Source organism: Merdibacter massiliensis, from assembly GCF_900155395.1.
Taxonomy (GTDB): domain Bacteria; phylum Bacillota_I; class Bacilli_A; order Erysipelotrichales; family Erysipelotrichaceae; genus Merdibacter; species Merdibacter massiliensis.
This window is the reverse complement of record NZ_LT699717.1, coordinates 186,724-199,974: the sequence shown is the minus strand read 5'-3', so window position 1 is coordinate 199,974 and position 13,251 is coordinate 186,724. Positions and strand designations below refer to the sequence as shown.

General features: G+C 40.4%; 10 protein-coding genes and 1 rRNA gene. All 11 read left to right on the top strand.

Going from position 1 to position 13,251, the window contains the following annotated elements; genetic code table 11:
- Positions 1-63 precede the first annotated feature (63 nt).
- The 11 genes from rrf (at position 64) to BQ9859_RS03715 (ending at position 13,144) form a co-directional block, all read left to right on the top strand.
- Positions 64-177: ribosomal RNA gene (rrf, locus tag BQ9859_RS03765) — 5S ribosomal RNA — on the top strand.
- Between the two features lie 90 nt (positions 178-267).
- Entirely contained in the window at positions 268-1,209 is a 942-nt protein-coding gene (locus BQ9859_RS03760) for a hypothetical protein (protein WP_075876939.1), read from the top strand.
- A 28-nt stretch (positions 1,210-1,237) separates the two neighbouring features.
- A complete protein-coding gene (gene cls / locus BQ9859_RS03755) occupies positions 1,238-2,773 on the top strand; it encodes a cardiolipin synthase (protein ID WP_075876938.1) in 1,536 nt (511 codons plus the stop codon).
- 11 nt (positions 2,774-2,784) lie between these two features.
- Positions 2,785-3,510, top strand: coding sequence for a hypothetical protein (locus BQ9859_RS03750; protein WP_075876937.1), 726 nt, complete (start codon positions 2,785-2,787; stop codon positions 3,508-3,510).
- 105 nt (positions 3,511-3,615) lie between these two features.
- Positions 3,616-4,056, top strand: a complete 441-nt coding sequence (locus tag BQ9859_RS03745) for a MarR family winged helix-turn-helix transcriptional regulator (RefSeq protein WP_075876936.1) — start codon at positions 3,616-3,618, stop codon at positions 4,054-4,056.
- A complete protein-coding gene (locus BQ9859_RS03740; protein ID WP_075876947.1) occupies positions 4,049-5,797 on the top strand; it encodes an ABC transporter ATP-binding protein in 1,749 nt (582 codons plus the stop codon). Before BQ9859_RS03745 ends, BQ9859_RS03740 begins: the two co-directional genes overlap by 8 nt.
- Complete coding sequence (locus tag BQ9859_RS03735) at positions 5,775-7,634, top strand: ABC transporter ATP-binding protein (RefSeq protein ID WP_075876935.1); 1,860 nt, start codon at positions 5,775-5,777, stop codon at positions 7,632-7,634. The genes BQ9859_RS03740 and BQ9859_RS03735 overlap by 23 nt, the downstream gene beginning before the upstream one ends.
- A 122-nt stretch (positions 7,635-7,756) precedes the next feature.
- On the top strand, positions 7,757-8,311 hold the full coding sequence (locus BQ9859_RS03730; RefSeq protein WP_075876934.1) for a manganese efflux pump MntP: 555 nt from the start codon (positions 7,757-7,759) through the stop codon (positions 8,309-8,311).
- Positions 8,312-8,335: 24 nt separating this feature from the next.
- Complete coding sequence (locus BQ9859_RS03725; RefSeq protein WP_075876933.1) at positions 8,336-8,905, top strand: TetR/AcrR family transcriptional regulator C-terminal domain-containing protein; 570 nt, start codon at positions 8,336-8,338, stop codon at positions 8,903-8,905.
- A gap of 19 nt (positions 8,906-8,924) precedes the next feature.
- Entirely contained in the window at positions 8,925-11,855 is a 2,931-nt protein-coding gene (locus BQ9859_RS03720; protein WP_075876932.1) for an acyl-CoA dehydratase activase, read from the top strand.
- Complete coding sequence (locus tag BQ9859_RS03715; protein WP_075876931.1) at positions 11,852-13,144, top strand: 2-hydroxyacyl-CoA dehydratase; 1,293 nt, start codon at positions 11,852-11,854, stop codon at positions 13,142-13,144. Before BQ9859_RS03720 ends, BQ9859_RS03715 begins: the two co-directional genes overlap by 4 nt.
- Positions 13,145-13,251 lie beyond the last annotated feature (107 nt).

Below are 13,251 nucleotides of genomic sequence, written 5' to 3'. Positions count from 1 at the left end.
GAGGACTTGATCTGAAGTCGAGCTGTTATTCGGTTTTGAGAGGCTGACTCTCAAGGAAAGAGATCCGGTGATGAAGGCGGAGTGGACACACCTGTCCTCATACCGAACACAGAAGTTAAGCACTCCAGCGGCGACAATAGTTGGGCCTGCCCCTGCGAAGATAGCACGTTGCCGGTCTCTTCCTTTGCGATCACTTTGTGGTCGCTTTTTTTTCGCTTTTCGTGTATAATATTGCATGATATAAAAATGGACAGAAGGTGTATTTGTATGGATATTCGGCATTTGGTATTAAAGAAATTTCCAAAACGGTTTTCGATTCATTCAAAAAATAATTTTCTAAAAGAATTGGATCAGATCTTTATGGAAGAAGGCTATACATCTAAAACAATCGATAAGATGAGCTTTCGCGGCAAGGTAAAAGATCAAATTTATTCATTTGGAAAAAGTGCAAAATTATATATCGCGGTGCCTTACGATACGCCGTCCCGTATTTTTTGGTATCAATCACAATATTTTCCGATGGATGGAAATCGCTCGATGAATAAAAATATGGTTGCAACGTACGTGCCTGCTTTTTTGATTTATGGGATCATCTTGTTATTTATTTTGTTTGTATCACCGAACATTCAAAATTTACAGCTGCAGGTCATTCTAAATTTGGCTATTTTTGCCGGTACTATCTCTTTGTTATGGATGTTGTTTCATGGATTTGGCAATCGCCATAATACAAACCGCAATTCCAGCTCGATTATTGCGGCTGTGGAATTCATGCAGTCACTGCAGGCGGATCAAAAAAGAAAGATCGGTTTTGTGTTTGTAGATCGCTGCGACCATAATTGTCCCGGTGCTCAGCTATTGGCAGAACACTTTTTGAAACAAAATAAAAATCCAGATGTGATCTGGCTTGACTGTATCGCTAAGGGCGATGTTTTTGGAATTGGCTATCGAACGCATGGAAAGCGGTTAGCTTCTTTATTGCATTCTGGCAACAAGAAGGATACGATTCGTCTATTCGACATGAATGGCAATAAATGCATACAAACAGTCATGAATTATTTCGAAAAAGGTATTTTGATCACTTCTGGCGAGATGGATGCAAAGGGTTCATTGGTCGTAAAAAATACGCAAACATCCAAAGACAAAGAATTGGATGAATCCAATATACAATTTATCATTGAATTGCTGAATAAAGCGATACCACGCAAATAAGATTCGCTCAATTGAAAGGAGGGATCTCATGTATTTAAAACGAATCCTGAGTTTCTTTAAAAGCAAGCTGTTTTTCGTAGGTATTTTGATCCTGGCACAGCTGATCGTTTTGGCAGTGTTGATCGTTTTGCTAAGCTATCAGTTTTACTGGTTTTATATTTTATCTGTCATCTTAAGCTTTATAGCAAGCGTATATGTCGTTAATCGCGAAGATAATCCAAGTTTTAAGATATTATGGGTATTGTTGATCATGGCAGTGCCTGTTATGGGCGGGTTGTTTTATGTTTTGTTTGGCGGCAGAAAGGTTCCAAAGGAGCTGCGTATACGTGATCAACGCTCTCTTGAGGAATTTCGCCAGGTCATGAAGCGGAAAGAGCCGATGTTTGATCTTTTGCGCGAAGAAGAACCACAGGCCTATAAACAAGCAAGCTATTGTTGGCACAGCGGCAATTTTCCTATTTATGAACATTGCGAGGTTACCTATTTTCCTTTGGGAGAATTGAAATTCCAAGCGTTGATCGATGAATTAAAGAAAGCAAAACATTACATATTTTTAGAATATTTTATTATTGCGGAAGGTATCATGTGGAATACAGTACTGGACATCTTAAAAGACAAGGTAAAAGAGGGCGTTGATGTACGCCTGATTTACGATGATGCAGGCTGTATCACAACATTGCCGCCGCATTATGATGAAACGTTGCGCCGTTATGGCATCAAAGCAAAAGTATTTAATCCCATCGAACCGCATCTGGCATTGCAGATGAATAACCGCGATCATCGCAAGATTGCGGTCATTGACGGGGAAGTTGCTTTTACGGGCGGCGTGAATTTGGCGGATGAATATATTAATCAGTATGAACGTTTCGGTCATTGGAAAGATATGGCGGTTATGGTAAAAGGAGAAGCTGTACAAACATTTACTGTTTTATTTTTGCAGTTTTGGAATTTTGATGAAGAGGAAAAAAGTGATCCATTACAGTTTATTTCATCAACAATGTCTTCTTATCCGGCAAATGGATATGTCATTCCTTTCTGCGACAGTCCAACAGATGAAGATTATGTCGGACAGCAGACCCATATCAATTTGATTAACAGCTCTTGTCAGTATCTATATGCCAGCACACCTTATTTGATCATTGATCAAGAAACAAAAATGGCATTGATGCTGGCCGCAAAGAATGGTGTAGATGTACGGATATTGGTACCGCATATTCCAGATAAGAAAATTGTTTTTGAGGTAACACGCAGTAATTATGAACGTTTGATCGAAGCGGGAGTAAAGATATATGAGTATACGCCAGGTTTTGTACACGGTAAAGTTATGCTCGCGGATGATCAAAGTGCAGTTGTCGGTACTGTAAATATGGATTATCGATCTTATTATCTGCATTATGAATGCGGTGTGTGGATGTATCAAACTTCTTGTTTACACGATATACGAAAAGATTTTGAGCAGTCTTTTGCACAGTCGCATCTGGTTACTTTGGAAGAATGCAAAGACATCTCGATCGTTCGTCGATTTGTACGTGCATTTTTAAATATAATTTCACCGATCATGTAAAGGAGCATAGTATGAAAGATATAGAAGCATTAAAAACAGTAAATGATCAGATCATTTTGAGCATAGATGAACCAATTTATCTAAGTGCAGAACACTATATTTCCACTTTAAGCGCACAACTGCAGTTAGATCCTAATGAGATTAAAGATGCTCTTGATTTTCCTTATTTGGCAGCCAAACAAAGAAAAATGGCAGCGCCTGTAATAGAAAAGTACATTGCTGAACACCCTTATATAGAAGGTACACCATATGAAGAATATGTCAAGGAACTATTACATGCACATCCTGGTCTGCATGTTTCAATGATCGAAGATTTCTTAAAAGGAAAAGATGAACCACTTGCGTCTACACAAGAACCTTTGCATGAAACCGACAAGACAGACAAACCTTTGGAAGAAAAGAAAACTAATGTAGAATTAGGTAGAGAAAACAGTGAATTTGAAGTAAAAGAAAGCTGGATAAAGCTTGCCCATCTTTTGCGCATTTGCGGTAAAGTTGTTTTTTGGATCTGTTTGATCGTTAGTATTTTGATCTTTGTTTCAGCAATCCTTGATTACTTAAGGTCAACATCTCTTTATTATTATGGGATGTCATATTTGATTTCTTTATTATTGGTACAAAGCATATCTGCTTTGTGTCTCTTATTTGGCGGGTATATTTGCGTACTGCTTTTAAATGCTGTGGCTTGCCTGCTGGATAAGAAAGATCCAGACATCCCATTTCATCATTTTGAGTGATTAACAAGGAAACAGAAATGTTTCTTTTTTTCTTGACAAACCATATGTTTGGGCATATATTTAGCTTACAAATTATTAGATTACTAACTATTTGGAGGGAATAGGATGAAAAAGTCATTTCACATGATGATCTTTCGTGTTCATCAAGCATATAAAAATCGAATACGTCCGATGATGCAGGAAATCGGTATCAGCAGCGGGCAACCGAAAATTTTATTGTATGTGCGTGATCACGAAAACTGCCGGTTAAAGGATGTGGCAGCTTATTGTGATATCAAGCCGGCAACGACTTCACGCATTATTGAAAAACTGCTGGAAGAAGGCTATCTAACAAAGACATCACCGAAAGAAGACCGCAGAGCCATATGTTTAAAAATCACAAAGGCAGGCATGCAAAGTCTGCAGGAGTGGATCCAGTGTTGTCAAAAAGTAGAAGAAGAGATGCTAAAGGGATTTGATGAAAAAGAGCGAAAGCAGTTTTTTGATTATTTGATTCGCGCTTATGAAAATACCAATGATGAGAAAGGGGGAGAGGATGATGCATGATCTGAAAAGAGTTTTTTCAAGTATGTATCCATATCGTGTAGCATTGGTACTTGCAATCTTATTTGTTGTAATTGAAACAAGCTTTGAATTGTTTATTCCCATGATCATGGCAGATATCATTGATGTGGGAGTAACAACGCATGACATCAATTACATTCTATATAAAGGAGTAGTAATGGCAGGATGTGCTTTGCTTTCTCTGATTACTGGATTGCTGTATGCCAAGTATGCAGCGATTGCAGCCAATGGTTTTGGTGCAGTATTGAGGGAGAGGGAATTTGCGTGCATACAAAAGTATTCTTTTTCTAATCTTGATCATTTCGATACCTCTTCCTTGGTAACTCGTTTAACGAGTGATGTAACAGTCATGCAAAATGTGATCAATGCGGGATTACGCCCATGTGTTCGCGGTCCGGTCATGCTGATTCTTGGACTAGCAATGTCATTTTATATCAATGCGGAGCTAGCTGTCGTATTTTTGGTTTGTGCACCGGTTTTAGGCATCATATTGGCATTGATCGTGAAGAAAATTGCACCAATGTATCGCAGATTGCAAGAAGCAGTGGATCATGTCAACTCGATCGTCTCAGAGACGCTGATCGCAATTCGCGCTGTCAAAGCTTTTGTGCGCGGAGAGTATGAAGAAGATAAGTTTGGCAAGGTCAATGAAGAATTAAGAGAAATCGGTGAGAATACATTCCATTATGCTGTTTTGAACTTACCTGCCTTTCAGATGACGATGTATGCTGCCGCAATTGCTATCCTGTGGTTCGGAGGACAATTGATCTTTATCGGCGGCATGCAGGTGGGTGAATTAACGGGCTTTTTAAGTTATGTACTGCAGATCATGAATTCCCTGATGATGATTTCCAATGTCTTCTTGTTATTGACACGATCTTTAGCCAGTGCACAGCGCATCCGTGAAGTATTTGATGAAACTTCCGATATTGTGGATGGCCAGGCAAACTTGGTTTTGGAACACGGCACGATCGAATTTTCCCATGTCAGCTTTAAATACAAAAAGGAAGCAAAAGAAAATGTATTGAGCGATATCTCATTCCAGATCAAAGAAGGGCAGACCGTTGGCATCATCGGCGGTACTGGAAGTGCAAAAAGTACGTTGGTTTCCTTGATTCCGCGTTTATATGATATTAGTGCAGGTTCCTTGAAAGTAGGAGGACATGAGGTAAAAGAGTATCCATTGCAGCATCTGCGTGATCAAATCGGTATCGTATTACAGAAAAATGTATTGTTCTCTGGTACGATCAAAGAGAATTTGCGATGGGGGAACCCGAATGCAACAGATGAAGAAATCAAACGGGCCTGTCAAATTGCATGTGCAGATGAATTTGTAGAACGCTTTGCCGATAAATATGATACCTATCTTGAAGAAGGAGGAGTAAACGTATCCGGCGGACAAAAGCAACGTCTGTGTATTGCCCGTGCATTATTGAAAAAACCGAAAATATTAATTTTTGATGATTCGACAAGCGCTGTTGATACAGCTACAGATGCCAGTATCCGAAACGGATTAGCACAATTAAAGGATACGACCAAGATCATCATTGCACAGCGTATTTCATCTGTGATGGATGCGGATCAGATCATTATTTTGGAAGATGGTCATCTCAATGCCATCGGCACACATGAAGAATTATTGGCCAATAATGAGATCTATCAGGAAATTTATGAATCGCAACAGAAAGGAGTGAGCGAACATGGCGAAACCAATCAGCAATAAACGTCCGGATAATTTTTGGAAAACATTGCGCAACCTGCTGCACTATATGGGAAACCATCGCTTCTTATTGCTGCTAGTGGCTGTTTTGGTTTCTGTCAGCGCATTGGCAAATTTATTTGGTACCTACATGTTGAAACCGATCGTCAATAATTATATTGTGCCTCGCGATGTAGATGGATTGATCCTGGCTGTCATCTTTACTGCCTGCATCTATGGAGTAGGCGTACTGTCTGCTTTTGGATACACACAGATCATGGTCGTCGTTGCACAAAAGATCATTAAAGAGATTCGCGAAGATTTGTTTCATCGCATGATGACGCTTCCTTTGCGCTATTTTGATACGAACCCTAATGGGGATACGATGAGTCGTTTCACGAATGATGTCGATACGATCGCCGATGCTTTGAACAACAGCTTTGCAATGATGGTACAGAGCTTTATTCAGATCGTCGGTACCCTAACATTGATCTTTATCTTAAATTGGCAGCTGTCTTTGATCGTTTTTGTATGTTATATCATCATGTTTGCTTATATCAAATTCAGCGGGAAACGCAGTCGTTATTATTTCGGACATCAGCAAAAATATCTAGGAAATCTGAACGGCTTTATCGAAGAAATGATCCATGGGCAAAAAGTGGTAAAAGTGTTTAATCATGAAGATGCGAATATGGAAGAATTTAAAAGAAGAAACAAACAGTTGCAAAAAGCGGCAACCAGCGCGATGTCCTATTCTTCCACCATGGTGCCGATGGTCGTTTCACTGTCATATATCAATTATGCGATCGTCGCAGTTTTAGGCGGCATCATGGCTATCAAAGGCTGGACAGATGTTGGGTCTTTGGCAAGTTATCTGGTATTTGTTCGTCAGACGGCAATGCCGATCAATCAATTTACTCAACAATCTAATCTGATCTTAGTTGCTTTGTCCGGTGCAGAACGTATCTTCACGATGATGGAAGAAAAACCAGAACTGGATGCAGGCAAGGTAACATTAACAAATGTGGCAAAACATAAGGATGGAACATTATATGAATGTGCACATAACAGCGGTCAATGGGCATGGCGTCATCCGCGGAAAGACGGCAGTGTTGAATTAGTGCCTCTAGCGGGCGATGTCCGTTTTGATCACGTGAAATTTGGATATGATCGTTCCAAGGTCATATTAAATGACATCACGTTATATGCGAAACCAGGACAGAAAATTGCATTCGTCGGGGCGACTGGTGCAGGAAAAACAACAATTACAAACCTGATCAGCCGTTTTTATGATGTTGATGAAGGAAGCATTACGTATGACGGCATCGATGTACGGCTGATTGCCAAGGATGATCTTCGTCGTTCTTTATCCATCGTATTACAAGATACGCATTTGTTTACGGGAACGATTGCCGATAATATTCGTTATGGAAAACTGGATGCTTCAATGGAGGAAGTGGTACGCGCGGCCAAGTTGTCCAATGCCGATTCTTTCATCCGTCGTCTGCCGCAGGGCTATGAAACAATGGTACGCGGGGACGGCGCAAACTTATCACAAGGACAAAGACAGTTATTGGCAATTGCGCGGGCAGCGATTGCCAATCCTCCTGTGTTGATCCTGGATGAGGCAACCAGCAGCATCGATACACGTACAGAACGTTTGATTGAAAAAGGCATGGATTCATTGATGGAAGGCCGTACAGTTTTTGTTATTGCCCATCGCTTGTCTACTGTACGCAATGCGGATGCCATCATGGTACTGGATCATGGTGTGATCATTGAACGAGGCAATCATGAAGAGCTGATTGCACAGAGAGGTCAGTATTATCAATTATATACGGGAATGTTTGAATTATCTTAAAAAATTTAGACATTCAAAATAGATTGTATAGCGGAAAATGCGGGAGATTCTGATATAATTCATCAGGATATACGTGTATATGTTAAAATGATATACGTTGTTATCCAGAGGGAGGGACTTGCATGAAACTGACATTGATCGTGTTGTTGGCAGTATCTTGCTTAGACAGTTTCGTTGTCATGATGGAAAGAGGATCTTCCATGCGTGAAATGAAGCTGGCAAAAGGCGGCTGCCATGCATTCATTTTTGCAAGTGTCAATACATTGATGTTATGGTTTGGGATGCTTTTGTCGCATATCGTAGAATCTATGCATATGATACAAGTCGATCGTTTGTTGTCTGCGGTGATCTTTGTAGGTTTAGCCACCTTTTTGTTGATGAAGGTCATCAGCCGAAAACATTATGAGGAACATTTGGATCTTGCATTCAGTTATCGCAAGAGCCTTCAACAAGCCGTTTTTACAGGGATCGATACAATCGTATTGGGGATCGCACTGGGATTGATGCAGGAAAATATCGTTGCTACCTGTGCTGTCTTGTTTGTATTGACATTCATTGCGATCCATGCGGCTTTGTGGATTGGCTATTATCTGGGTGCAGCTTATCAACGAGGAATGATCTTTGTGTCTTCGCTGGTGTATTATGCAGCGACTTTGTGGATCTTGTTTCCGCTCTAAAGAAGAATGATAGGAGAGAAGGGTATGGAGAACCGCAAATGGAAGATGAAAGACTTTCTGGCTGAGAGCTTGGAGCTTCTCATGCAGGAAAAGCCGTTCGAAAAAATAACGATCAAACAGATTTGCGATCGAGCAGGGGTGATCCGTGCAACTTTTTATAATCATTTTGAGGACAAATATGCTGCTTTGAATTATATCAGCGACGAATTGCTGCATGAATCGCAAAAAGTATTTGTAGTGACTGGCGATATTGTGCATGTGATCTTGTCATTATGCGAGACTATTTATGATCATCATGTATTTTTTACTAGGGCATTTCAGGTGCAAGGGCAAAACGATTTTGATAACATGTTTAGTACGCATGTTGCACAGTTGATCAAGGAAATACTGCTTGTTGTAAGAAAAGAAGACGGGGGAAAAACACTTTATAGCAATGATGCATTATCCATGTATTTTGCACATGCATTTATGTATCTGTGTAAAAACTGGCTTAAGGAAGGATGCCAGTATACCCCACAGGAATTTGCAAATTACAGCAGCGGTCTGCTGTTGCATGGCTTAAAAGATTATTTGGAAACAAAGGATAGAAATTGAATAAACAAGAGGTGATGGAATGAGCTACCGTATCGGATTTGACATAGGAAGTACAACGATCAAAGCTGTTGTATTGAATGAAAATGGTGAGATTCTTTACAAGAGCTATGAACGCCATAAGGCGCAGATTCGAGAGAAAGCATTAGCTAAAATCGAAGAGTTAAAAGAATTGATCAATAACGAACCATTTTATTTTGCTTTAAGTGGAAGTGCGGCATTGGGAATGAGTCAGGAAGGGGACCTTCCTTTTGTACAGGAAGTATTTGCTAGTGCACAAGCTGTTCGTAAATACTATCCAAATGTAGATGCTGCCATCGAGCTGGGAGGAGAAGATGCAAAGATCTTGTTTTTCCAGGGAGCCATTGAACAGCGAATGAATTCTACTTGTGCAGGAGGAACCGGTGCTTTTATTGACCAAATGGCATCTTTATTAAATGTGGATCTGGGAGAGATGGATCGATTGAGTTTGCAATATCAAAGGTTATATCCGATCGCATCTCGCTGCGGCGTATTTGCTAAAAGTGATATCCAGCCGCTTATCAATCAGGGTGTGGATAAGGCAGATCTGTGTGCCAGTATCTTTCAGGCAGTCGTTGATCAGACGATCACTTCTCTTGCGCAAGGAAGAAAGATCGAAGGAAACGTGCTTTTCTTAGGAGGCCCTTTGTTTTTCTTGAAGGGATTGCGTCAGCGTTTTAAAGAGACATTGCATTTAGACGATGATCATGCGCAGTGTCCGGAAATTGCAATTCATTTTGTTGCATTTGGAAGTGCACTTTGTGCAAGCGAACGCTATACTTACGATGAACTACATAAAAAATTAGAAGCATTAAAAAATATGCCGATCAAAGAAGAAGAGAGTGAACCGCTGTTTGAAACAAAAGAAGACTATGAGGCGTTTGTCAATCGTCATAAACTGTCTGAAGTGACGTATGGGGATTTGGCAACTTACAGCGGGAAAGTATATCTTGGCGTGGACAGCGGCTCAACGACCACCAAACTTGTGTTGATCGGTGAAGACTGTCAATTATTATATGAAGCCTATACTTCCAATCAGGGAAGTCCATTGGATGTTGTGCTGACACATTTGAAAAAGATCTACGAAATCGGTCAAGATCGCATCACGATGGCGGGCAGTTGTGCAACCGGTTATGGGGAAGAATTGATGCGCCATGCCTTTCATTTGGATGAAGGATCTGTCGAAACGATGGCGCATTATGAAGCAGCAAAATATTTTAATCCCAATGTCGATTATATCCTGGATATCGGCGGACAGGATATCAAATGTTTTCAGATCCGCGATGGACGTATCGATGACATCGTGCTGAATGAAGCCTGTTCTTCCGGATGCGGTTCCTTTATCGAAACATTTGCGAAAAGTTTAGGTTACAGCGCACCAGAGTTTGCCAAACTTGGATTGAAAGCAAAACATCCGGTCAATCTGGGAACACGCTGCACAGTGTTTATGAACTCAGGTGTAAAACAAGCACAGAAAAACGGTGCGACGATTGAAGATATATCAGCCGGTCTTTGTCGAAGCGTGGTAAAAAATGCATTATATAAGGTCATCCGTGCAAAACGAAAAGAGGATCTGGGTACACAGATCGTTGTGCAGGGAGGAACATTCCGTAATGACAGCGTATTGCGAAGCTTTGAACAGGAACTAGGAATGCCGGTCATTCGTCCGAGTATCGCCCATTTGATGGGCGCTTATGGAGCTGCTTTGATCGCGAAAAGACATTCGAAGGGATCGTCCCGCATTTTGAATCAAACAGAATTAGAACATTTTTCGCATACATCGAAAGGTATTGTTTGCAAAGGATGTACCAATCATTGTTCATTGACGGTAAATACATTTTCGGATGGAGAACGGTTGATCGCCGGAAATAAATGTGAAAAGCCGGTACTGCGCACAAAGGTGCGGGAAGAGCTGCCGGATCTTTATAAAGTCAAGAATACACTATTGAATGCATACCGCGGAAAATATCATCATGATGAAAAAATCGGTATTCCATTTGTTTTGAATATGTATGACCTGTTACCATTCTGGAGTGAATTTTTCCATGTATTAGGGTATGAAATCATTTTGACGCCGCAGACGACCAAACCAATGTATCATAAAGCACAGCATTCGATCCCAAGTGATACGGCTTGTTTACCGGCAAAGGTAGTACACGGGCATATTCAATGGCTCTTGGACCAAAAAGTAAAACGGATTTTCTATCCATGCATGACCTATAACATCGATGAAAAAATCAGTGACAATCATTTTAACTGTCCATTGGTTGCCTATTATCCGGAGACAATTGGCGCAAACATGGATCTAGGCGATGTTGATTATATGAATCCTTATATTGTTTTGGATGATCTAAAAGTTTTTGAAAAACGGATCAGTGCTTATTTCAAAGAACATGAGATGGTACATGAGCGTGCATTGATCAAAAAAGCAATCGCGGCAGGCATGCAGGAATATCAGCATTTCCATGAACAATTGCATCAAGAACATGAAAAAGCAGTCGCTTATGCCAGAGAACATCATCATCCGATCGTGGTTCTCTGCGGACGTCCATATCACGGAGATCCATTCATTTCTCACCAGATCTCCCAGTTGCTGACGCAATTAGGATTTGTTGTTGTCAGTGAAGAAAGCATTCCTTTACAGGAAAAGAAGAAGGTCAATGTATTGAATCAATGGACCTATCATGCGCGTTTATATCAGGCAGCTTATTATGCTGCAAAGCAGCCAGATATGGAACTGGTACACTTGGTAAGCTTTGGATGCGGTATTGATGCAATCACAAGTGATGAAGTCAAATCCATCTTAAAACAAAAGAACCGCTTCTATACACAAATCAAAATTGATGAAATTGATAACTTAGGTGCAGTAAAGATTCGTCTTCGTTCTTTGAAGGCTGCAATCGAAGATCGTGAAGGGGGTAATGCAGAATGAGTTATGGAATTTTTACACCAGATATGAAAAAAACACATACTGTATTGGTACCAGGTATGTTGGATATTCATTTTCGTCTATTTCCGGCGATCTTTGAGACAGGCGGTTATCATGTAGAAGTATTATACAATGAGGGAGAAAATGTTGTTGAAGAGGGATTGAGTCATGTACACAATGACACATGTTATCCGGCGCTGCTGGTCATCGGGCAGATGATCTCTGCATTGAAATCAGGAAAATATGATTTAAATAAAGTGGCATTGGCCATCACGCAGACCGGCGGAGGCTGTCGTGCAAGCAATTATATCTTCTTGCTGCGCAAAGCTTTGGAACAAGAAGGATGGGAGCATATTCCCGTTCTTTCTGTGAATTTTTCCGGTTTAGAAAAAGAAAACAGTGTAGAATTGACATTGCCGTTGGGAAAGAAATTATTATATGCTTTCTTGTATGGAGATGCGATCATGTGGCTGAAGAATCAAGTGAAACCTTATGAAATTCATCAAGGTGATTGTGATCGATTAATACATTCCTTGATTCAAGAGCTCAGCGAAAAATTTACACAAAATAAGTATAGCGATGCCAAACAATTTTATAAGGATCTGATTGCACGCTTCAAGGCAATCCCCCGCCATAATAAGAAAAAGATTCGTGTCGGGATCGTTGGCGAGATTTATATGAAATATGCGCCTTTAGGCAATCATCATCTGGAAGATTTCTTGATCGACGAGGGGTTTGAACCGGTTCTTAGCGGTGTAACTGATTTTGGTTTGTATTGCTTGGAGAATAGCCGTGTGGATCACCGCTATTATCATCGTCATGCGCTTACATTCCCATTCTTATCATTAGCAGAGAATGTAGTGATCCGTATGCAGGAGACATTTACCCGTCTTGTAGAAGAAGATGGTACGTTCCATGCACCAGACCGCTTTAAAGAAGTAATCAAAAATGCAGATGGATTTATCAATCAAGGTGTTAAGATGGGAGAAGGCTGGCTGTTAACGGCGGAAGTTGTGTCTTTGATCAAAGAAGGTGTTTCCAATATCATTTCAGCACAGCCATTTGGCTGTCTGCCGAATCACATCGTAGCCAAAGGAATGGCTAAAAAGATCAAGGATGTGTATCCGCAATCAAATTTAGTAGCAATTGATTATGATCCTAGTGCTTCTCGTGTTAATCAGGAAAATCGAATTCGATTGATGCTGGCAAATGCAAAACTGTCTATGGAAGAGCTTGAATATGAAAAAGAGAAAGTATATGGACAGATGAAAACAGAAAATCAATATGCATAAAAAAGACGAACTTCGTCTTTTTTTTAGAAATGCCGGGATATAAAATCGTTTGGATGCGCAGTCAGTTTTTCTTGAGGCATTGCTTTTTTTCGCTTATAATAGAAACA

Coding starts and splice junctions, on each gene's coding strand:
- BQ9859_RS03760 (WP_075876939.1), top strand. CDS start 268: ATGGATATTCGGCATTTGGTATTAAAGAAATTTCCAAAACGGTTTTCG.
- cls (WP_075876938.1), top strand. CDS start 1,238: ATGTATTTAAAACGAATCCTGAGTTTCTTTAAAAGCAAGCTGTTTTTC.
- BQ9859_RS03750 (WP_075876937.1), top strand. CDS start 2,785: ATGAAAGATATAGAAGCATTAAAAACAGTAAATGATCAGATCATTTTG.
- BQ9859_RS03745 (WP_075876936.1), top strand. CDS start 3,616: ATGAAAAAGTCATTTCACATGATGATCTTTCGTGTTCATCAAGCATAT.
- BQ9859_RS03740 (WP_075876947.1), top strand. CDS start 4,049: ATGCATGATCTGAAAAGAGTTTTTTCAAGTATGTATCCATATCGTGTA.
- BQ9859_RS03735 (WP_075876935.1), top strand. CDS start 5,775: ATGGCGAAACCAATCAGCAATAAACGTCCGGATAATTTTTGGAAAACA.
- BQ9859_RS03730 (WP_075876934.1), top strand. CDS start 7,757: ATGAAACTGACATTGATCGTGTTGTTGGCAGTATCTTGCTTAGACAGT.
- BQ9859_RS03725 (WP_075876933.1), top strand. CDS start 8,336: ATGGAGAACCGCAAATGGAAGATGAAAGACTTTCTGGCTGAGAGCTTG.
- BQ9859_RS03720 (WP_075876932.1), top strand. CDS start 8,925: ATGAGCTACCGTATCGGATTTGACATAGGAAGTACAACGATCAAAGCT.
- BQ9859_RS03715 (WP_075876931.1), top strand. CDS start 11,852: ATGAGTTATGGAATTTTTACACCAGATATGAAAAAAACACATACTGTA.